We start from the raw sequence: 20280 nt of genomic DNA, 5'->3' as shown, positions 1-20280 counted from the left end.
CGGGTGCCGAGGTCTCGGGGACTCGTACCCTGGCGGACGTGACCGAGCGGAAGCCGCCGGGCGTCTCCTACGAGACGTGGGTCGACCGGCAGATCACCCAGGCGCAGGAGCGCGGCGACTTCACCGCGCTGCCCGGCGCGGGCCGGCCGCTGCGGAATCTCGACCGCGAGGAGACCGCCTACGACTGGGCGCTGGCCAAGGCCCGGCGGGAGGGCGTGGACACCGCGGCGATGCTGCCGCCGGGGCTGCGGCTGCGTCGCGAACGCGACGAGCTGCCGGATCGGGTGGCGCACTTTCGGACCGAGGCCGAGGTGCGTGCGCTCGCCGAGGACTACAACGCCCGCGTGGAGGAGTTCTGGCGCCGGCCGGCCGAGAGCCGCTGGGCCGCGGTCCCCGGGCTGGCCGACGTCGATGCGCTCGTCGACGGGTGGGTGCGCGACCGGCCGCCACTGCAGCCCGCGCCGGTCGAGCCGCAGGCGCAGTCGGAGCCCCGGCGACGGTGGTGGCGCCGGCGCTGACGCCGGCTCAGTCCTGCTTCTCCTCCTCCTGGTGGGCGTCGTGCTCGCGGGTGGCCATGCCGCCGTGGCCGCCCTCGTCGTGCTGGCCCGGGTGCAGGTTGTTGGTCTCGTCGTCGTCGCGCGGCTCGGTCACGCTGCGATTCTGCGGCCCCTCGCCTCCCCGCGCCGGGCAGCCGCTGGGATCAGGTGACCTGATCGTGGCGCGTCCCCCCTAACGGTGGGCGGTGAGGGAGGACGCGCTGCGGTGCGGGAGGACGACGCTCAGCGCCGGCGGAGGCCGACGACCTGCGCGGCGGCGAACCCGGCGACGACGGCTGCCTGCAGGAGCAGCCATCCGGCGCCGAGGTCGGTGAGCGCACCGATACCGACGGCGGCGGCGGCGACGCTGCCGAGGGCCCAGAGCACGTTGGCGCCGATGACCGCCTCGACCGCGGCGCCGGGGATCCGGCGACGGGTCGCGACGAGCCACACGGCGCCCGCGTACACCAGCAGGAAGGCTCCGACGCCGCGGAGCAGAGCGGGGGACAGGCCGAGCGGTCCGTCGAGCAACGTGGCGCCCAGCAGGTAGGCGGCGCCGTTCGCGCCGGTGACGACGGCGTCGAGCCCGAGGGCCAGGCGGAGCAGTCCGCCGGCGCGGGTGAGCGGGGAGGCAGCGGGTGCGGTTTGCGTGGTCATGCCGGCAACCGTGGCTCCCCGGGGTAGCCGCGTCGATTACCTCCGAGGTAGGCGACAGGCCCCCCGGTCGTCGCTAGCGTCGGCCCCGTGACCAGCGCGGTAGCGGCGCCAGCCGTCGGCGAACTGCTGCGCCGGTGGCGGCAGCGCCGCCGGCTGAGCCAGCTGGACCTCGCCGGCGAGGCGGGCGTCTCCGCGCGGCACCTGAGCTTCGTCGAGACCGGCCGCGCCCGGCCCAGCCGCGAGATGGTGCTGCGTCTCGCCGAGCACCTGGAGGTGCCGCTGGGCGCGCGGAACGAGCTCCTGGCGGCGGCCGGTTTCGCCCCCGCCTACCGCCGGAGGGACCTCGGCGATCCCGACATGGCCGCGGTCCGCGCGGCGCTCGACCTCGTCCTCGCCGCCTACGAACCCTTCCCGGCGCTGGCCGTCGACCGGTCGTGGAACCTGGTGGCGGCGAACCGGGCGGTGGCGATGCTCCTCGAGGGAACGGCGCCCCACCTGCTCGAGCCGCCGGTCAACGTGCTGCGGCTGAGCCTGCGCCCCGACGGACTGGCGCCGCGGATCCTCAACCTCGCCCAGTGGCGGCGGCACGTCCTGCACCGGCTGGGTCGCGAGGCGCACCTGGGTGGTGACCTCGAGCTGGCGGCGCTGCACCGGGAGCTGCTCGCCCTGCCGGGCGGGCTCGACCGGACCCCGCCGAACGGCATCGCCGTGCCGCTGCTCCTCCGCTCCGGCGACGAGGTGCTGAGCTTCCTGAGCACGGTGACCACCTTCGGCACGGCCGTCGACCTCACTGCGGCCGAGCTCACCGTCGAGGCGTTCCTTCCGGCGGACGCCGCGACCGCCACCGCCCTGCACCGCTTCGCCTGACCAGCACCCCACCGCCACCCCCGGACCGCGGTCGCGGCCGCCTCCCTCGCTGGAGGGAGCTCCGGCGTGCGCCTCAAGCCGGAACGGTGTCGTGCCGATCGACCCCGCAGGTTCGTGATCACCGGAAGCAGGGATGTCATGCGGAGTCTGAGCAGGGCGGCACTGGTCGTGCTGACCGCCGTCGTCGTCCTGGGGGTGACGCCGGCCGCGAAGGCGGCCGACTTCTCCCTCTCCTGGAGCCAGAGCGGCGGCGAGCTGCCGGCCGGACAGAACCCCGCGGTGTGCCCGTCGGGATACGGGTTCGAGAGCGGACAGACCGTGCTCGTCCAGGCTCTGCAGGGGGGCGCGTGGGTGGACAAGCGCACCTACGCGGCCCGCCCGGTGTGGGGCTGGTGTTTCGAGTTCGACGCCACCGCCCTCGTGCCCGGTCCTGGGACACACACGTTCCGTGCCCTGTCCCGAGTTCCCTCCACCGGTCAGCTCGCCACGACCGAGGCGGCCACTTTCACGCTGCGCAAGGACGACGGCCGGGTCTTCTTCCGGAACGCCGGTGACTTCCTGGCCACCTATGACTGGATGGGTGCCGGCCTGCGTCTCACCACGACGTCGCCGCAGAACTTGGTCACGAGCTTGGAGATCGACCGCGCGCACGGCCAGGTCGTCGACCTGCAGCGCAAAGCAGGGTCGAATTGGGTCAACGTCGGCCGCGCGCGGGCACCGGAGACCGGGACCGACGTAACGGTCCGGATCAGGATCCCAGTCCGTGCTGGCCACGCCACCCACCGGTTCGTGAGCCGGGCCACGGCTTGGAGCCCGACGGTGATCACGCCCCCCTTCTCCGTCTACCAGACCGCCAAGCGGAACCGCGCCGCCTACGTCGCCGAGGCCCGTCACTACATGGCGAAGTACTGCCCGAAGACGCAGATCCTCATCGACACCCCGGCCGTCACGAGCGGGTCGGTGGCCGGACGGGCCTCGTACGGGATGGCGTTCGCACGCGGCAAGAAGGTCCTGCTCACCCGCATCGAACTCCGGTCGGGCATGGCGCCGGACGAGCTGCGCTTCGTCGCGCTGCACGAGTGCGCGCACATCGTGCAGTACCGGTCCGTGGTGCAGGGGCGCTTCGGCACGGTGCAGAAGCAGGCGGCCCGGCTCTGGCCCGGCCTCGGCATCGAGGGCCAGGCCGACTGCATGGCCTACCAGGTCACCCGGGACTTTCACTGGTTCGGATACGTCCGGGGATGCTCCAAGGCGCAGTTGGTCAACGCGGCGAAGATGTGGAAGACCTACGGCGGCAAGTACCAAGGGGCCACGCACCGCTTCTGACGGCGTGCCGACCCCGAGCGCCCTCCTGACCCCGTCGGGAGGGCGCTCGGGGCTTCCGGGAGGTCAGTCGACCAGAGCGCTCAGCAGGCGGGCGAGGGTGGCGCGGTCCTCCGGCGACAGCCGGGAGAGCAGCGCCTCGTTGTCCGCCGCACGAGCGCGGCCGACCTCGGTCCGGACGCGGTGGCCCTCCGCCGTAGGGCGCAGGATCACCGCGCGGCGGTCCGCCGGGTCCGGGGTGCGCTCGACGAGGCCCCGGTCCTGCAGGCCGTCGGCCACCTCGGTCGCCGAGCGGGGCGCGATGTGCAGCGACTCGGCGAGGTCGGACAGCCGGACGCCGTCCCGTTCGACGACGACCCGCAGCGCCCGTGCCTGGTGCGGGGACAGGTCCCACGGGGCCAGCGCGTCCCGCCAGCGGCGGCGCTGGGTGCGCGCCACCCGCATCAGCAGCTCGCCCAGCTCGGCGGTCGGTTCGTCGGCCACGGGGGAACAGTAGCGAAGACGCCGAGGCTACCGGACCATGAGGTAACCTCAGCATCTGAGCCAGGAGGTGGCGTATCAGCGAGATGATGTCCGGTGGCCGCGGGGGCGGCCTCGGCGGTGGCGGCGGTGGACCGGGCCGCAGGCCGGATCCGGCCGACCGCGCGCAGCTCGAACGGTCCCCGGTCCGCTGGAGCCGGGTCGCCGCGCTGTTCCGGCCCTACCGCGGCCAGCTCGCCGTCGTCATGGGTCTGATCGTGGCCTCCTCCGTCGTGGCCCTGGCGACCCCGTTCCTGATCCGGCTCGTCATCGACGAGGCGATCCCCGAGCAGGACGTGCCGCTGCTGCTCTGGGCGGTCGGCGGCATGCTCGCCGTCACCGTGGTGACGGCGGTCTTCGGCGTCGTCCAGACCTGGCTGTCCACCACGGTCGGGCAGCGGGTCATGCACGGCCTGCGGACGGCGGTCTTCGCCCACCTGCAGCGCCAGTCGCTGGGCTTCTTCACCCGCACCAAGGGCGGGGAGGTGCAGTCGCGGCTGATGAACGACATCGGCAGCATGCAGTCGGTCGTCACCTCCACCGCCACGTCGTTCGCCGCGAACGCCACCACGGTCATCGGCACCGTCGTGGCCATGGCGGTGCTGAGCTGGCGGCTGTCCCTGCTGTCGCTGGTGGTGCTGCCGCCGGCCATCTGGCTGACCCGCCGGGTGGCGCGGATGCGCCGGGCGATCACCGCGCAGCGCCAGCGCCACCTCGCCGATCTGCACTCGCAGGTGGAGGAGGGCCTGTCGGTCAGCGGCGTCCTGCTGGGCAAGACACTGGGTGCCGGGCCGGCGCAGTCGCAGCGGTTCGCCGGCACGTCGGCGTTCCTGGTCGACCTCGAGGTGCGCTCGCAGCTGGCCGGGCGCTGGCGGATGGCCACCATGAGCATCGTCTTCGCCGGCATCCCCGCGCTGATCTACCTGGCCGCCGGCCTGCCCGCGACGTCGGGCGGCATGACGATCGGCACGCTGGTCGCCTTCACCACGCTGCAGGGCGCGCTGTTCCGCCCGTTGATGCAGCTGCTCGACATCGGGGTCTCGCTCACGGCCTCGATGGCGCTGTTCAGCCGCGTGTTCGAGTACCTCGACCTGCCGGTCGACATCGACGACCCCGAGCACCCGGTCACCGTCGACCCGGCCACGGTGCGCGGCGAGGTGCGCTTCGAGCGGGTGGGCTTCCGCTATCCCGACGGCGTCCGCCCCGCGCTGAGCGACGTCGACATCAGCGTGCCCGCCGGCTCCGCGCTGGCGCTGGTCGGCGAGACCGGCTCGGGCAAGAGCACCCTGGCCTCGCTCGTCGCCCGGCTCGACGACCCCACCACCGGGCGCGTGCTGGTCGACGGCATCGACGTCCGCGATCTGGCGCTCGCCGACCTGGCTCGGATCGTCGGCGTCGTCTCCCAGGAGACGTACCTTCTGCACGGCACTGTGCGGGAGAACCTCCGGCACGCCAAGCCCGGGGCGACCGACGACGAAATGGTCGCCGCGGCCCGCCGGGCGCAGGTGCACGAGGTCATCACCGCGCTGCCGGACGGCTACGACACCGTCGTGGGCGCCCGGGGGTACCGGTTCTCCGGCGGTGAGAAGCAGCGCCTGGCGATCGCCCGCACGCTGCTGCGCGACCCGGCGGTGCTGGTGCTCGACGAGGCCACGAGCGCGCTGGACAACGAGACGGAGCGAGCGGTCCAGGCCGCCCTCGACGAGGCCAGTCGCGGCCGCACCACGATCACCATCGCCCACCGGCTCTCGACCGTGCGCGACGCCGACCGCATCGTCGTCCTGGATGCCGGGGAGGTGGCGGAGCAGGGCACCCACGAGGAGCTGCTGGCGCTGGGTGGTCGCTACGCCCGCCTGGTCGGGCTCGCCCAGCGGGACGCCGTCCTCGCCGGCTGAGGCCTCCCGGCGGGGGCCGCAACTGCGGGGAAGATGGCCCGTGGTGGCGCCGTCGGAGCCCTTCTTCCCCGCAGTAGGGCTTTCCCCAGGCCACGCCCGGATCCGGCGGGACGGAGGCGCGGCCTGCTGCCGGGGGGCGGAACCCCTCGCGGTTCGTGGGGTCGGCACCTGTGGGCGACCGGGACCGGTGTGCGACCGGGGCCGTCGGGGAAGGAGCCGCCGGTGACCACGCGGAGGCTGGAGACGGCGAGCGCCGGCGCCCGCGCGCTGGTGCCCGCGTTCATCGACGCCACGGAGGCGCTGGTCTGCATCGTGGACGCGGACGGCCGGATCGTGTTCGCCAACCCGGCCGTGCAGCGCTTCACCGGCCGGAGCCCCGACCGACTGCTGGGCCAGCCGTTCTGGGACGTCTACGTCGTTCCCGAGCACGTCGAACTGGCGCAGGACGCCGTCGCGCGGGCGCTGGCCACCGGGCAGGCCCATCCGCAGGAAGGTGACTGGCTCACCGGGGACGGCGTCCGGCGTCGCGTGGCGATGCGGAACACCGTCCTGGTGGACGACGCAGGCCGGCCGTTCGCTGTCGCCTGCGTGGGCATCGACGTCACCGCGGACCGGGAACGGGAGGAACGGCTGCACCATCGGGCGCAGACCGACCTGCTCACCGGCATCCCCAACCGCGCTGCGCTGTTCGACGCGCTGCACCGGCACCTCGGGGCGGCCGACGGTGGTCCCGTCGGCGTGCTCTTCTGCGATCTCAACCGGTTCAAGCTCATCAACGACGAGCTCGGGCACGCGGTGGGTGACCAGCTCCTCGCCGAGGCCGCCCGCCGGATCGCGGGGCTCGTCGGCGCGGGAGACCTGGTCGCGCGCTTCGGTGGCGATGAGTTCGTCGTCCTGTGCCCGGCCTGCGACGAGGCGGATCTCGCCGCGCTGGCCGAGCGGGTGCGGGCCGCGGTCCTGGCACCGGTCGTGCTGCCGGCCGGCGCGATCTCGGTCGGCGTCAGCGTCGGCGTGGCCCTGAGCCGGCCCGGGGAGACCCCCGACGATCTCATCGCCCGCGCCGACCGCGCCATGTACGGGGCCAAGAGCCACCACCGCCGGCAGACGCCCCGCGGCTGACGGCCCACGGCGCCTCGTCCGTCCGGCCACCGCCATGGTGCGGGCAGGGACAGGTCCGGGGCCGGAACGTCTGGTCCGCGCGCCCGGCCGACCGCGGCCCGGAACGCGCAACGGGTGCCCGCCCGGAGCCGCAGCTCGGGACGGGCACCCGTGGTGTCCGCGCTCAGGTGCGGCGTCCGCACCTGGGGGTGGATCAGTGGGCGTTGCGTCCGCTGTCCACGCGGTCGGCGCCGTGCCAGTCGTCGTCGCCCTCGGGCTCCTTGGCGAGCAGGAAGGCGCCGATGGTCCAGACGAGCGCGCCGACGAGGCCGATCCAGCTGCCGAGCTCGGCGGAGTAGTCGCCGCCGCGCTCCAGCGCGCCGGGGGCGTCGATGATGTAGCTCAGGGACAGCAGGGTCGCGGCGACACCGGCGGCCATGGTGACCAGGGAGAGTCCGCGGTGCTGGCGGCCGCGGGCCCGGCCGGCGGCGTAGAGCAGGGCCGCGGCGAGGCCGATGCCCAGGTATGCGAGCAGCGGGATGACGGTGTCGGTCTCGTAACCGCTCCCGGTCACCGAGTCGTCCTGGGTGGAGACCCAGTCGAGGAAGGTGGCGATCAGGAAGACGACCACACCGGCGGTCGCCACGTAGGCGCCCATCGGGTTGGCCCGCCGGTCGTGGCGGAGTTCGCCCTGGGGTGCGTGTGCTGCTGAAGAATTGGACATGATCGACAACTACCCAACGTGATCGCAGTCAAAACTCAACGTGATGGTCGGGTCTCCGAAGAGTCCCGCCCCGCGTTGTCTCCGTCCCGGGGGCGTGATGTCATCGCGGGACGGTGCGGCGACCTGGCCGCCCCGAGACGGGGGGTGGAATGGCCGAGGTCCACGGCCGGTGCGACGAGCGGTTCGCCGGTGTCCGCGAGGCGCTGAGCCAGCAGCTGGACGGCGGCGAGGAGCTCGGCGCCTCGATCGCCGTCGACCTGGACGGCGAGACCGTCGTCGACATCTGGGGCGGGTACCGCGACGAGGCCCGCACCCAGGAGTGGTCGGAGCACACGATCGTCAACGTCTGGTCGACGACGAAGTGCGTCACGGCGCTGGCGGCGCTGATGCTGGTCGACCGCGGTGAGCTCGACCTCCACGCGCCGGTGGCCGTCTACTGGCCGGAGTTCGCGGCCAAGGGCAAGAAGGACGTCCAGGTACGGCATCTCCTGTCGCACACCTCCGGCGTCTCGGGCTGGGAGCAGCCCTTCTCGATCCGCGACATGTACGACTGGCACGCGGCGACCGAGCGGCTCGCGCAGCAGCGGCCGTGGTGGGAGCCGGGCACGGCCTCGGGCTACCACGCCAACAACCAGGGACACCTGGTCGGCGAGGTCGTCCGGCGGATCACGAACACCACCTTCAAGAAGTTCGTCGCCGACCGGATCGCCGATCCACTGGGCGCGGACTTCCAGATCGGGGCCCGGGAGTCCGAGGTCTCCCGCATCGCGCCCGTCGTGGCCCCGCCCCGGCCCGAGGCGGGCGGCCCCGCGCCGGACCCGGAGTCGGTCGCGGTCAAGACGTTCACCGGCCCCCAGGCCTCGGCCACGGCGGCGAACACGCCGGAGTGGCGGGCCGCCGACCTGGGTGCGCTCAACGGGCACTCCAACGCCCGTGGGGTGATGCGGGTGCTGCGCGCCCTGAGCCTGGGCGGTGAGGCCGGCGGCGTCCGGCTGCTCTCGCCGGAGACGGTGGAGCGGGTCTTCGACCAGCAGTCCGACGGGGTGGACCTGGTCCTCGGCGTGCCGATCCGGTGGGGCACCGGCTTCTGCCTGGGCACCCCCGCGGTGCCCTACGTGCCCGAGGGCCGGACGTTCTTCTGGGGCGGCTGGGGTGGCTCGCTGGCGATCATGGACCTCGACCGGCGGCTGACGATCACCTACATGATGAACCGGATGGCCGGCGGGGTGCTCGGGTCGCCGCGCAGCGAGGCCTACGTGCGCGCCGTCTACGCCGCACTGCGCTGACGCCCCGGGCTGGACGAAGGTCGCGATGGACTTCCGGCTCACCCCCAGCGGCGGCGGGACGCGGGTGGGCTCCGAGACGCGGATCGCGGCTACCGACGACGCCAGCCGGAAGCGGTTCGCCCGCTACTGGCGGGTGGTCCGCCCTGGCAGCAGTGCCGTCCGCTGGGAGGTGCTGACGGCGGTCGAGCTGCGCGCGACGGGCCGCCTGCGCTGACCTGCGGAAGGATCCGACCGTGGCCTGGACCGAGAAGGACATCCCCGGCCAGAGCGGCCGCACCGCGGTGGTGACGGGGGCCAACGGCGGGCTGGGCTTCCAGACGGCCCTGGCGCTGGCGGGAGCCGGCGCGCACGTCGTCGTCGCCGCCCGGGACCCGGAGAAGACGACGGCGGCCACCGCGCGCATCCGGGAGCGGTATCCCGCCGCGTCGCTGGAGGTCGTGCCGCTGGACCTCGGCCAGCTGGAGGTGGTGGCGACGGCGGCGGAGACGGTGCTGGGCCGGCACGAGCGGATCGACCTCCTGGTCAACAACGCCGGGGTGATGGCGATGCCGCAGCGGACCACCGTCGACGGCTTCGAGATGCAGTTCGGCGTCGACCACCTCGGCCACTGGGCGTTCACCGCGCACCTGCTCCCCGCCCTGTTGAGGGCCCCGGCCGCCCGGGTGGTGACCGTGACCAGCACCGCCCGATTCATGGGCGGACCGCTGGACGCGGCCGATCCGCACATGACGCGGAAGTACCGGACGTGGGGCTCCTACGCGCGGGCGAAGTGGGCGAACTTCCACTTCGGGCTGGGCCTGCAGCAGCGGTTCGAGCGCTCCGGAGCGGCGGCGTCGTCGCTGATCGCCCACCCGGGGCTGTCCAACACCGACCTGCAGGCGCGCACCGTGCGCGAGGGGGGTGCCGGCTGGGTGGGGGCGGCGGCGCACGCGATGACGGCGCGGTCGGGCATGACGCCGCTCGAGGGCGCCCGGCCGCAGCTGCGTGCGGCCACCGATCCGGGGGCCCGGGGCGGTGAGCTCTACGCGCCGCGGTTCGGCTCGCACGGACCGCCGGTGCGGCGGCCGATCCTGCGCCGGCACGACCTGCAGAAGCAGATAGACGTCCTGTGGGCGGTCTCCGAGCAGGAGACCGGGGTTCCCCTGGTGGTGCCGCGCGGCTGACGGACGACGCCCGCGCAGGCCGGGTCAGGTGCCTGGCTGGCGGGGCGACCGCGTGAGGGCGAGGACGCTGCCGGTGGCGCCGATCAGGAGCACCGCCAGCCCCACGCTGACCCAGCCGAACGTGTCCCAGTAGACGTCGTCGAGCTGGATGAGCAGGGCTGCCTCGTCGACGACGAGGGCGAGTCCGACGCCGTAGCCGAACCCCATGGCGGTACGGGCGCGTGGGGCGCGGTCGCCCAGGCCGAGGAAGCCGATCAGGGCGAGCAGGAGGATGCCCCAGAGGTAGTGGTGCAGGTGGACACCGCCGGCCTCGACGTCCCCGATGCCGGCGACGTCCACATCGGATTCGATGAGCCAGGTGAGCAGGCGCAGCAGCGCGAAGGTGGCGGTGAAGCCCCACCAGGCGAGCACGTAGCCGCGGCGGGTGGCGAGCACTTCGCGGAGGCGGCGGGGTCGGGCGCTGTCGGGCAACGGGGTCTCTTCCGCTGGTCGGGGAGGTCGGCGGTCATCCTCCCGGGCCCGTCCCGCGGCCTACGCCCCGGGGCGCGCCCGCCCGGACCGGGCCCCGCCGGCGCGTCGGGGGCCCTCGTTCCCCGCAGTGGCGAGGACGTCAGCCGGCGGCGGGCTCGTGCCGCTCGCGGACGTGCCGCTCGACCCCGCGGCCGACCGGCTCGCCGCAGACGTCGCAGACCCACGAGGCCGAGATCCGGTGCCCGGAGTGGTGGAGCTCGACCGGCGGCTCGTCGGCGACGTAGCGGTCGCCCCACTGCATGAGCGCCTGCAGCACCGGCAGCAGATCCCGGCCGGCCCGCGTCAGGTGGTAGTCCGAGCGCGGCGGGCTGTCGCTGTACGGCCGCCGCTCGAGCACCCCGGCGTCGACCAGGGCGCCCAGGCGTGCGGTCAGCTGCTCCCGCGGTGCGCCCGTGCCGCGCCGGATCTCGCTGAACCGGTGCGCGCCCAGCGACACCTCGCGGACGACGAGCAGCGCCCAGCGATCGCCGACCACGTCGAGCGCGCCCGCGATGGAGCAGCGCCGCCCGGGGAGCTCGTCCAGTCGCGCCATGCCCTCAAGGTTCGCATACCGAACCGACCGAGGGGCGGGCCAGGCCGTCGTCCCCCGGTCGGTGGACGACGGACCAGCACGTCGACGGTTCCGCGCCGCCGCCGTCGAGGGCAGTCTCATCCACGCCGGGCCCGACGATTCATGGTTCGCATACCGAACCTACTCGTGTACGGTCCGGCCAGTCGGTTCGACAGGCGAACCGAGGACGGGCGGGGTGCCATGAGCGCGACAGCGGAGCGACCACCCACGGCGAGCACCGCCCGCAGCCCGGGCCTGGTGCTGTTCGTGGTCTCGTCCGCGGTCTTCCTCGCCGCCCTCGACCTGCTGATCGTGAACGTGGCCTTCCCGGTGCTCGGTGAGGAGCTCGACGCCTCCCCTGCCGCGCTCTCCTGGGTGCTCAGCGGCTACACGATCGTCATCGCCGCGCTCCTGGCGCCGGCCGGCCGGGTCGCCGACCGCATCGGCCGGCGGCGGGTCTTCCTCGCCGGCCTGGCCACCTTCTGCGCCGCGTCGCTGGGCTGCGCGATGGCCTGGGGCGTCGGCAGCCTCGTGGCGTTCCGCGTGGTGCAGGCGATGGGGGCGGCGATGGTGACGGCGACGTCGCTGGCCCTGCTCCTGCACGCCTTCCCCCCGGCCCGCCGGGCGACGGCGATCGCGGTGTGGTCGGCCGTGGGCGGTGTGGCCGCCGCCCTGGGGCCGCCCATCGGGGGCCTGCTGGTGGAGGCGTCGTGGCGCTGGATCTTCCTGGTGAACCTGCCCGTCGGCATCGGTGCCCTGATCCTGGGGCTGCGCGTGCTGCCCGAGTCGCGGGACGAGACCGAGACGCGCCGCCCGGATCTCGTCGGCACGATGCTGCTCGTCCTCGCCGTCGGCCTGCTGGCGTACGGCCTCGTCGACGCACCCGAGCGCGGCTGGGGGAGCGCGGTGGTGCTGGCGGCGTTCGTCGGCTCCGTCCTCAGCGGTGCGCTGGTGGTGCTGCGCGCCGCACGGTCGCCGCGCGGCCTGGTGCCGGTGCTGCCGCTGACGCTGTTCCGCTCCCGGACGTACACGGTGGCCTGCCTGGCCATCGCCGTCTTCATGACCGCCTTCGCCGCGATGCTGCTGGGCAACGTCCTCTGGCTGACCGGCGGCTGGGGGCTGTCAGCGGCCGAGGCCGGCATCGCGCTCGTCCCTGGTCCGGCGCTGGCCGCGCTCACAGCAGTCCCGGCCGGTCGCCTCGGGGCCCGCATCGGATGCGGGCCGGTCGCCGCGGCCGGGACGGCGCTGTTCGCCCTCGGCTCCGTCTGGTGGCTCACCCAGGTCGGTCCGGAGGCCGCCTACGCGTCGGACTTCCTCCCCGGCCAGCTCCTCACCGGCGTCGGGGTCGGGCTGACGCTGACCAACCTGTCGGCCGCGGCGTCGTCGTCCCTGCCACCCGCGGCCCTGGCGACCGGCACGGCCACCTTCGGTGCCTCCCGGCAGCTCGGCGCCACGCTGGGCGTCGCGCTGCTGCTCGCCGTCGTCGCCGGGGCCGGCGGCGAGCTGCCGGGAGCCGACCGCGGCTGGCTCCTCATCGCCCTCGTCGCCGCCACGGCCAGCCTGCTCGCCCTCGCCCTCGGCCGGGCGCACCACCCCGACCTGGGCGTGTTGCCCGCCGCCGCGTCCGTCCCCGCCCCCCTGCCCGCACCCGTCGACCGAGCGGAGCCCCTGCGATGACCCTCACCACCACCCCCGCGGCACCGGTGGACGAGCCCCGGCGGCTGCTCTTCGACCCGACCTGGCGGACGTTCACCGGCACGCAGGGCGGGCTGCTGGTCGGCCACCTGCTCGCCGCCGCGGCCGAGCTGACCGGAACCGTGCCGCGGGCGGTCACCGCCCACCTGCTGGGCGGAGTCGCACCGGGCGTGGACGTCGTGGTCACCGCCGCCGCCGACCGGACCGGCCGGACCGGCAGCGTGCGGGGCGAGCTGCGGCAGGACGGCCTGCTGCGCGCGGTCGCCCAGGTGCTCACCTCCGCCGCGTCCGCGGCGCCGGTGGCCGAGCAGTACCCGCGGGTCGCCGGGCCGGGGCTCGAGGACGGCGAGCCGTTCGAGCTGCCCCGCGACTACGTCCCGATCGCCGAGCACCTGGAGATCCGGGCCCTGGGGGCCTCGCGGCCGATGGGCGGTGGCGACGAGCCGCGGCTGCACGCCTGGGTGCGCGTCCGCGGCGGCGAACTGCCCCCACTGGTCCAGCTCGGGGTGCTGCTCGACGCCCTGCCGCCGTCGCTGTTCGCCGTCCGCACCGTGCCGGCGCCGATGCCGACGGTGGAGCTGACCGCCCACCTGGCCGGTCCACCCCCGCCGACCGGCGCCTGGGTGCGGGTCGACCAGCGCACGGTGTGGGCCGACGCCGAGATCGCGGTGGACGACGTGGAGCTGCGCGGTCTCGACGGGTCCCTGGTGGCGCGCGGCCGGCAGACGCGGCGGCTGCTCGCGGCCTGACGCCGGGATCAGGTGACCTGATCCCGGCGCGTCCTCCCCGACCGCCCACGGTGGGGGAGGACGCGCTCCGGTGAGGGAGGACGCGCGCGGGTTCAGGCGCCGTCGACCGCCCAGTCGGCGAACACGAGGCTCACGGTGTGCTCGCTCGAGGGCCAGTTGGGCACGTTGAGCGTCTGCGGCCGGTCGGCGTCGCCCCGGGGCAGGTTGCGGGCGGTGACGGTGCCGTCCGCGTCGGGCGAGGCCGGCAGGTAGACGTCGATGCCGCTCTGGAACGGCTGCTCGGAGAAGTAGGGCAGCGGGACCAGCGTGGTGTCGCCGGGGGTGGCGACGTCGTCGTGCACGTGCAGCCCGATGGCGCCGTTGCCCACGAAGTCGGTGATGACGTCCACCGGCTCGCCGTCGTCGACGCTGAGCTCCAGGACGTCGGCATCGCCCTCGGCGTGCCACTCGCGCATGCGCATGATCACCAGTGCCGTGTGGTCGTCGCCGGTGTTGGTGTTCTGCCGGATCGTGCCGTCGGGCTCCGACGACAGCAGCCGGACGAAGTCGCTGCTGCGGACGTAGGGCTGCAGGTAGAGGTGGTGCACCACCGGCGAGGCGTCGGAGGTCAGGGCGTACTCGTAGTGGGCGCCGTTCTCGAGCTCGACGGGACCGAACTCGCCGTCCGGGCCCAGCTCCACGCTGGCGTGCGGTTCGTCGTCGGTGCGGGCGCCGGTGTCGGAGTCGATGGCCCAGATGTCGAGGGTGGCGTCGCGGCCGGTGTTGGCGGGGAAGTTGACCGCCCGGCCCGAGATATCCACGGGCTCCTTCTGCGGCACGATGTCGACCACCTCGGGCTCCTCGCCGACGAGGAACTCGTACTGGGCGGCGAAGGACTCCTTCGACGTCGCCACCTCGACGTGCGTCTGCCCCGGGAACTGCGCCTGGACCGGCGCGATGCACGGCACGATCTGCGGCTCGGGGCACGGGCGCCCGTCGATGGCGACGTACTTGGCCACCGTCGCGGCCCGGGCCGGGTCCTCGAGGTAGAGGTTGGCGACGCCGGTGCCGCGGGAGTGGCCGATCAGGTAGACCTGCTCGGCGTCGAACTCGGCCAGGGTCTCGTCGACGACCTCGGTCAGGCCCGCGGCGTAGGCCTCGATGTCCAGGCCGGCGCCGTCGTGGTCGTAGGCGACGATGCGGTCCTCGGGGTAGCCGTTGGCCACGAACCGCATGGCGTTGGACTCGATCTGCTGGGCGGACCCGGCGAAGCCGTGCACGAAGACGATCGGCAGGGCGACGTCGTCGGGCAGGGGCGGGAGCGGATCGGTGCCCTCGACCGCGGCCTCCGTCCGCTCGGCCGCGGAGCCGCCGTCGGTGCTGCCGCCGTCGTCAGCGGAGTCGGAGGAGCAGGCGGTCAGTGCCAGGGCGGCCGCGAGGGCGACGGCGTACAGCGGACGGCGGATCCCGGAGGCGGTCACGGCGACACCTTAGGGCCTCGAAGTGACCTGGGTCGCACCTCGGAATGCGCCTCGTGCCGCCCCACCTTCGTGCAGTCCGTGGACCTGTTCTCCCCGATCGCCCTGGGCGACCTGCAACTGGCCAACCGCGTCGTCATGGCGCCGCTCACCCGTCTGCGCGCGAGCGCGACCGGCGTGCCCGGCGACCTGCTCGTCGAGCACTACCGGCAGCGCGCCGGTCTGGGGCTGATCATCACCGAGGGAACCTGGCCCAACCCGCAGTCGAAGGCCTACCCCGGGCAGCCGGGCATCGTCACCGACGAGCAGGTCGCCGGCTGGAGCCGGGTCGCCGACGCCGTCCACGAGCGCGGCGGCCGCATCGTGATGCAGCTGATGCACGGTGGCCGCGTGACGCACCCGGAGATCAACGGCGGGCTCGAGGCCGAGGCGCCGTCGGCCATCGCGATCCAGGGCGTGGCCCGCACGCCGGCCGGCAAGCTGTCCTACCCGGTGCCGCACGCGCTGACGACCGACGAGCTGGCCCGCGTCCGCGACGACTTCGTGCAGGCCGCGCGCAACGCGATCGCCGCCGGACTGGACGGCGTGGAGCTGCACGGCGCCAACGGCTACCTGCTGCACGAGTTCCTGTCGCCGGCGTCCAACGAGCGCACCGATTCCTACGGCGGCACACCCGCGAACCGCGCCCGCTTCCTCGTCGAGGTGGCCACGGCGGTGGCCGAGGCGATCGGGGCTGGCCGGGTCGGCCTGCGCATCTCGCCGGAGCACAACATCCAGGACGCGTTCGAGACCGACGCCGCCGACGTGCTGCTCACCTACGGCTCGCTGCTCGACCAGCTCCGTCCGCTGGGCCTGGCCTACCTCTCGGTCCTGCACAAGGAGCCGGGCGGCGAGCTGGTGCAGGAGCTGCGGCGGCGCTTCGGTGGTCCGCTGGTCGCCAACAGCGGCTTCGGCACGGTCACCACCCGCGAGGAGGCGGTGGGCCTGATCGAGGACGCGCACGCCGAGGCCGTCGCCGTCGGGCGTGCCGTCATCGCCAACCCGGACCTGGTCGAGCGCTGGGCCGGCGAGCACCCGGAGAACGAGCCACAGCCGCACCTCTTCTACGCCGCCGGCGCCGAGGGCTACACCGACTACCCCACGCTCGAGCACGCCGGCTGAGCCCGGCTCGCTCCTCGTGATCGCCGCACGCTGAGGGTCGCCCCGATCCCGATCCGGGCGACCCTCAGCGCGGGCTGATCGAGGTCGTGGCCGCGGGCTCCTTCCGCAGCCCCTGGTCCCAGAGCTCCCACGTCTGGAGGCCCCAGAACACCGCGAAGCACCCGATCAGGCTCGCCTCGATGGTGAGCAGCCAGTGGTCGAACCCGAGCGCCCAGAGCAGCACGTTCCCCGCGACGGAGACGGCCATCGCGATCGCGGTCCAGGTGTAGCGGTTCAGGCGCCGGACCGGCGCCCGCGTCCCCTTCCGCTCGTAGTAGATGTTCACCGCGTTGACGACGACGTTGGCGAAGATGAAGGTGAACATCGCGATGGCCGCGACCGGGTGGCCGTACCGGTCGAACCACTCCGGCTGCAGCCAGAACACCGCGACCGTCGCGCCGAACAGCAGGACCGACTCCGCGTAGCCCAGGATCTCGATCCGGGTCGGGAGCGGCTCGCCGTTCGACGTCCGGCGGTTGTGCCACCAGAGCACCGCGAGCGCCGCCAGGGCGGCGCCGATGACGGCCAGCAGCGCGACGACGTTGTTGGCGATGTTGAGGTCCCGGTTGAGGTCGTCGGTGACGACCCCGCACGCGCTGGGGTCGTGGATCGGCACCAGGGCCACGAACGGGGCGCACATGCCGGCGAAGTTCAGCAGCACGTCCTCGGAGTCGGTGTTGCCCTTGAGCGACACCAGGCAGACGCCGATGGCGATGAGCGCGCCGACGAAGAGGTTCTGGACGGGGGTGTAGTAGTAGCCGCTCAGCGAGGTCTGCCAGCAGTTGCCGTCGACCCGGAGCACCTCGTGGACCACGGCGACGGCCAGGCCGAACACCATGGCCACCATCGCCAGGCGCAGGTACCGGTAGCTCTTCACGGCGGCGACCGCCGGGTCCGGCCCAGGCGTCTGCCCGGTCGCGACCTCCTCCAGCCACCTCATGCCCGCCCCCGTCCCCGTGCCCGAATCGTCGGGTCGGTCGGCGTCGGTGGCAAGGCCGGCGCGCCAGCTCGGCGTTCGAGTCGCCGGTGCCCAGCAGCGCCAGCACCCCGCTCGCGCTCGGACAGCTCTGCGGCCCTGCCGCGAGTGCCGCGTACACGTACTCGTCCAGTTGCGCCGTGGTGGGGACGGCGACCGGCGGTGGCTGCGGCAGCGCGGGGGCCTGTCCGCGGACGCGGCTGAGGTCCTCAGGCGGACGGCACCTGCGCGCGCACCGCGGCCAGGAACGCCGTCGGGTCGTCGGCGAACAGGCTGATCCTCCGCACTGTCTCCGTCCCCTCTGGCAGGCGGACCTGCAGGGGCTGGTCGAGCTCGACGTCGACGTTGGTCCGGTCCTGCATCCAGAGCTCCAGCGCGTCCGCGCCCGGGGCGAGCCGCGGCGCCTTGTCCTCGCGGGTGCGGGTCCGCCGGACCACGGCGTCGATCGTGTTCCACGGCAGCGCGACGTCCACGTCGGTCGCGTAGCGGACCCGGATGCCCTCGGGGCCGACGGCGTGCGGCCGGGTGACCATCGCAGCGAGCAGCCCGAACATCCAGAGGAGCCCCCAGATGCCGACGACGAGCAGCGGGATCCGGACGAATGGCCACCGGTGCACCAGCACGTCGACGACCACCAGCTCGAGCGCCGACACCACGATGAAGGTGACGAGCACCGCCAGCACCGACCGGTGGTAGGTGAAGCCCGTGGCGCCGGCCGGCACCCGCGGACGGCGGAAGGCGAAGCGGTACAGGCTCTGCCAGATCCCGATCTCCATCTCGACGGCGCGCCGTGCCAGGGACGTCGCCCACTCGCCGGCGGTGCGGTGCTCGGGCACGGCCGCGCTCACGACGGGTCCATGAGCTCGTGCAGCCGCGCCGTCACGGCGTCCAGGTCGGCGCGGAAGCGCTCGAGCCGGGCGGGGTCGAAGTCCGAGACCACGTGCGCCGCGATGCGGGCCCGGCCCGCCGCCATCTCCGTCACCGTCTGCGTGCCCTGCTCGGTGAGCGTCACCAGGGTGGCGCGTCGATCGGTGGGGTGGGGCGAGCGGCGGACGAAGCCGCCGGCCTCCAGGGCGTCGACCAGCCCGGTGACGTTGCGGGGACTGACCTGGAGCGCCTGCGCCAGCGCCTGCTGCGTCGTCGGCCCCGAGTGGTGGGCGACCCAGAGCAGATGGGTCCGAGCAGCCGTGAGCCCGGCGGGTTCGAGTTCGCGCGCCATGTCCGCCTGGATCAGCAGCGCGATCTCCAGCAGCCGGTCGAAGACGTCGATGTCGTCGGGCATTATCGTGAAGCTACTACACGATGTATGCCGTGCACGATGTCGTCGACCAGCGGGCACCGGGCCCGCCTGCAGGTGCAGGCCGGCCGGGTGTGATCGCTCAGTCCGTCAGCCGGCCGATTCGATGAGCTGCGCCATGCGCTCCTGCTCGCCGAGCACGTCTCCGATCCGGTTCTGCACCTCGTCGAGCCGTCCGATGATCTCGCCGGTCGTGCGGATGCCCTCGCCGACGGCCTTGCTGCTGGTCTGGATGCCGGCGATCTGGTCGGCGACCCGCTGCGTTGCCTTCGCCGTCTCGCGCGCCAGGTCCTTCACCTCGCTGGCCACGACCGCGAAGCCCTTGCCCACCTCGCCGGCCCGGGCCGCCTCGATGGTGGCGTTCAGCGCCAGGAGGTTGGTCTGGTCGGCGATGCCCGAGATGATCCGGATGACCTCGCCGACGGCGGCGGACGCCTCGTCCAGCGCGACGACGTCGCCGGTCATGGTCGAAGCCTGGTGCACCGCGCTCTCCGCCACCTGCCCGGCCTCGTTGGCGGCCTCGCGCAAGCGCCCCACGGTCACCAGCAGCTCGCGGGCGTTCTCCGCGCTCTCCTCGTTGCGGCGCAGCACGTCCAGCCGCTGGGAGACCAGCTGCTGCACGTTGCGCAGCGACGCGGACCGCGAGTCGGAGAGCTCGATGGTGTCGGTGACGAAGAAGTCCATCGTGCCGACCACCCGCCCGCTCACGACGAGCGGGAAGCAGACGCCGGACTTCACCCCGGCGCGCTGTGCCGCGGGTGCGCGCACGCAGTCGGTCACCTGGCCGATGTCCTGCACGAACACCAGCTCCTTCGCCCGCCAGGCCCGGCCGGACAGGCCCACGCCCTGGGCGAAGCTGGCGCTGAGGGTGACGGCGCGGAACTCCTCACCGGCCGATCCCGACTCCTGCTGGAACCGCAGCACGTTCGCCGACTCGTCCAGCGCCCAGTACGAGCCGTACGCCCAGCCGAAGGCGCTGCGCACGGTGTCGAGCGCCACCCGCAGCGCCTCCTCCTGGTTGCGCGCGGCGCCGATCTTGGTGACGACGGTGGTCACGGCCTCGCGGTCGTGCAGCGTCTCCTGCAGGTGTGCCCGCGCCAGGGCGGCCCGCTGGGCGTGCACCAGCACGCCGCGCAGCGCCCGCCACTTCGACTGGCGCCCGCCGAAGAAGGGCAGCTCGCTGTCGTTGTAGAACTCGTAGAGGGAGACGACCGCCCCGCGCTCGTCGAGGATCGGGAGGACGCAGCCGCGCCGGGCGCCGGCCGCCTGGGCGGCCTTCCAGCGCCCGCAGAAGCCCGGGTCGGTGGTCTCGTTGGCCAGGACCACGTCCTGCGTCTTGATCGCCCGGCCGGCGAGCCCCTCGTGCGGCATCAGCCGCTCGACCCGCGCGGCCCGCATCGCATCGGTGTAGCGGCCGCCTTCGGCCGCCAGGGAGAACCCGCCGTCGGGGTCGGCCATCCAGGCGGCGCCGTAGTCCAGGCCGAGCTCGCGGGCCAGCGTGGTGACGATCGTCCGGTGGGCGTCGGCGCCGTCGGTGACGCCGGCGTCCAGGGCGTTGATCACCGCCTCGACCGCCTCCACGTCGCGGGGGACGGGCGCAGGGGTGGTCCCATGGGTGGCCCTGAGGGCGCGTCGGCTCATCGGTCTCTCTCGGTCGGCTCGTCGGGCGACCGGAACTCCGCGTCGCCGTATGCCGGTATCGGCAGACCTCGTTCCGTCAGGTACCGACGGCGGGGCACCAATTCGTCGCGGGCAAC

At 73.8% G+C, this 20280-nt stretch carries 22 protein-coding genes; 11 read left to right on the top strand and 11 right to left on the bottom strand.

Annotation, left to right across the window (positions count from 1 at the left end):
* Positions 1-38: 38 nt before the first annotated feature.
* Positions 39-518 (top strand): DnaJ family domain-containing protein, encoded by a 480-nt coding sequence (locus tag ACI793_RS04765; protein WP_456605222.1) that lies wholly within the window; start codon positions 39-41, stop codon positions 516-518.
* Positions 519-525: 7 nt separating this feature from the next.
* Here ACI793_RS04765 and ACI793_RS04760 read toward each other — a convergent pair whose 3' ends face one another.
* Both ACI793_RS04760 and ACI793_RS04755 read right to left on the bottom strand, forming a co-directional pair.
* Positions 526-651: a hypothetical protein gene (locus tag ACI793_RS04760; RefSeq protein WP_456605221.1), complete on the bottom strand. Its 126-nt coding sequence runs from the start codon at positions 649-651 to the stop codon at positions 526-528.
* A gap of 128 nt (positions 652-779) precedes the next feature.
* Complete coding sequence (locus ACI793_RS04755) at positions 780-1193, bottom strand: hypothetical protein (RefSeq protein ID WP_456605220.1); 414 nt, start codon at positions 1191-1193, stop codon at positions 780-782.
* 87 nt (positions 1194-1280) lie between these two features.
* Here ACI793_RS04755 and ACI793_RS04750 point away from each other — a divergent pair, with 87 nt between their 5' ends.
* Positions 1281-2060 carry a helix-turn-helix domain-containing protein gene (locus tag ACI793_RS04750; protein ID WP_456605219.1) on the top strand — a complete coding sequence of 260 codons (780 nt, stop codon included), beginning with the start codon at positions 1281-1283 and terminating at the stop codon, positions 2058-2060.
* 66 nt (positions 2061-2126) lie between these two features.
* Positions 2127-3386, top strand: a complete 1260-nt coding sequence (locus tag ACI793_RS04745; protein ID WP_456605218.1) for a hypothetical protein — start codon at positions 2127-2129, stop codon at positions 3384-3386.
* 63 nt (positions 3387-3449) lie between these two features.
* On the opposite strand, the gene ACI793_RS04740 is transcribed toward ACI793_RS04745, so the two are convergent.
* Positions 3450-3866, bottom strand: a complete 417-nt coding sequence (locus ACI793_RS04740) for a MarR family winged helix-turn-helix transcriptional regulator (RefSeq protein ID WP_456605217.1) — start codon at positions 3864-3866, stop codon at positions 3450-3452.
* 86 nt (positions 3867-3952) lie between these two features.
* Between ACI793_RS04740 and ACI793_RS04735 the strand changes: the two genes are divergently transcribed.
* Positions 3953-5797, top strand: coding sequence for an ABC transporter ATP-binding protein (locus tag ACI793_RS04735; RefSeq protein WP_456605216.1), 1845 nt, complete (start codon positions 3953-3955; stop codon positions 5795-5797).
* A 222-nt stretch (positions 5798-6019) separates the two neighbouring features.
* Positions 6020-6916 (top strand): diguanylate cyclase domain-containing protein, encoded by an 897-nt coding sequence (locus ACI793_RS04730; protein WP_456605215.1) that lies wholly within the window; start codon positions 6020-6022, stop codon positions 6914-6916.
* 193 nt (positions 6917-7109) lie between these two features.
* Here ACI793_RS04730 and ACI793_RS04725 read toward each other — a convergent pair whose 3' ends face one another.
* Entirely contained in the window at positions 7110-7628 is a 519-nt protein-coding gene (locus ACI793_RS04725) for a hypothetical protein (RefSeq protein ID WP_456605214.1), read from the bottom strand.
* Positions 7629-7768: 140 nt separating this feature from the next.
* On the opposite strand from ACI793_RS04725, the gene ACI793_RS04720 reads away from it, so the two are divergent.
* Genes ACI793_RS04720 through ACI793_RS04710 form a run of 3 tightly spaced genes read left to right on the top strand, consistent with a single transcriptional unit; the run spans position 7769 to position 10068 of the window.
* Positions 7769-8905 carry a serine hydrolase domain-containing protein gene (locus tag ACI793_RS04720; RefSeq protein ID WP_456605213.1) on the top strand — a complete coding sequence of 379 codons (1137 nt, stop codon included), beginning with the start codon at positions 7769-7771 and terminating at the stop codon, positions 8903-8905.
* Positions 8906-8930: 25 nt separating this feature from the next.
* Positions 8931-9119: a hypothetical protein gene (locus ACI793_RS04715; protein WP_456605212.1), complete on the top strand. Its 189-nt coding sequence runs from the start codon at positions 8931-8933 to the stop codon at positions 9117-9119.
* 19 nt (positions 9120-9138) lie between these two features.
* Complete coding sequence (locus tag ACI793_RS04710; protein WP_456605211.1) at positions 9139-10068, top strand: oxidoreductase; 930 nt, start codon at positions 9139-9141, stop codon at positions 10066-10068.
* Positions 10069-10092: 24 nt separating this feature from the next.
* Here the strand turns inward: ACI793_RS04710 and ACI793_RS04705 are convergent, their stop codons facing one another.
* Positions 10093-10503: a hypothetical protein gene (locus ACI793_RS04705; protein WP_456605210.1), complete on the bottom strand. Its 411-nt coding sequence runs from the start codon at positions 10501-10503 to the stop codon at positions 10093-10095.
* Between the two features lie 175 nt (positions 10504-10678).
* Positions 10679-11131, bottom strand: coding sequence for a winged helix-turn-helix transcriptional regulator (locus ACI793_RS04700; RefSeq protein ID WP_456605209.1), 453 nt, complete (start codon positions 11129-11131; stop codon positions 10679-10681).
* Between the two features lie 219 nt (positions 11132-11350).
* Between ACI793_RS04700 and ACI793_RS04695 the strand changes: the two genes are divergently transcribed.
* Together ACI793_RS04695 and ACI793_RS04690 are read left to right on the top strand one after the other, a co-directional pair.
* Positions 11351-12826, top strand: coding sequence for a DHA2 family efflux MFS transporter permease subunit (locus tag ACI793_RS04695; protein ID WP_456605208.1), 1476 nt, complete (start codon positions 11351-11353; stop codon positions 12824-12826).
* Positions 12823-13593: a thioesterase family protein gene (locus ACI793_RS04690; protein ID WP_456605207.1), complete on the top strand. Its 771-nt coding sequence runs from the start codon at positions 12823-12825 to the stop codon at positions 13591-13593. Before ACI793_RS04695 ends, ACI793_RS04690 begins: the two co-directional genes overlap by 4 nt.
* Before the next feature lie 92 nt (positions 13594-13685).
* Here the strand turns inward: ACI793_RS04690 and ACI793_RS04685 are convergent, their stop codons facing one another.
* On the bottom strand, positions 13686-15053 hold the full coding sequence (locus ACI793_RS04685) for an alpha/beta fold hydrolase (RefSeq protein ID WP_456605206.1): 1368 nt from the start codon (positions 15051-15053) through the stop codon (positions 13686-13688).
* A 78-nt stretch (positions 15054-15131) separates the two neighbouring features.
* Between ACI793_RS04685 and ACI793_RS04680 the strand changes: the two genes are divergently transcribed.
* The gene (locus ACI793_RS04680; protein WP_456605205.1) at positions 15132-16211 is read left to right on the top strand and encodes an alkene reductase; all 1080 of its coding nucleotides are present in this window, start codon (positions 15132-15134) and stop codon (positions 16209-16211) included.
* Between the two features lie 64 nt (positions 16212-16275).
* On the opposite strand, the gene ACI793_RS04675 is transcribed toward ACI793_RS04680, so the two are convergent.
* The 4 genes from ACI793_RS04675 to ACI793_RS04660 form a co-directional block, all read right to left on the bottom strand.
* Entirely contained in the window at positions 16276-17190 is a 915-nt protein-coding gene (locus ACI793_RS04675; protein WP_456605204.1) for a hypothetical protein, read from the bottom strand.
* 245 nt (positions 17191-17435) lie between these two features.
* Positions 17436-18074 carry a hypothetical protein gene (locus tag ACI793_RS04670; protein WP_456605203.1) on the bottom strand — a complete coding sequence of 213 codons (639 nt, stop codon included), beginning with the start codon at positions 18072-18074 and terminating at the stop codon, positions 17436-17438.
* A complete protein-coding gene (locus ACI793_RS04665) occupies positions 18071-18508 on the bottom strand; it encodes a MarR family winged helix-turn-helix transcriptional regulator (RefSeq protein ID WP_456605202.1) in 438 nt (145 codons plus the stop codon). Before ACI793_RS04665 ends, ACI793_RS04670 begins: the two co-directional genes overlap by 4 nt.
* 105 nt (positions 18509-18613) lie before the next feature.
* On the bottom strand, positions 18614-20164 hold the full coding sequence (locus ACI793_RS04660) for a methyl-accepting chemotaxis protein (RefSeq protein ID WP_456605201.1): 1551 nt from the start codon (positions 20162-20164) through the stop codon (positions 18614-18616).
* Between the last annotated feature and the right edge of the window lie 116 nt (positions 20165-20280).

The organism is Blastococcus sp. SYSU DS0617 (genome assembly GCF_054051075.1).
Note: the sequence above shows the minus strand (reverse complement) of the source record. Positions and strands in the feature narration are given on the sequence as shown.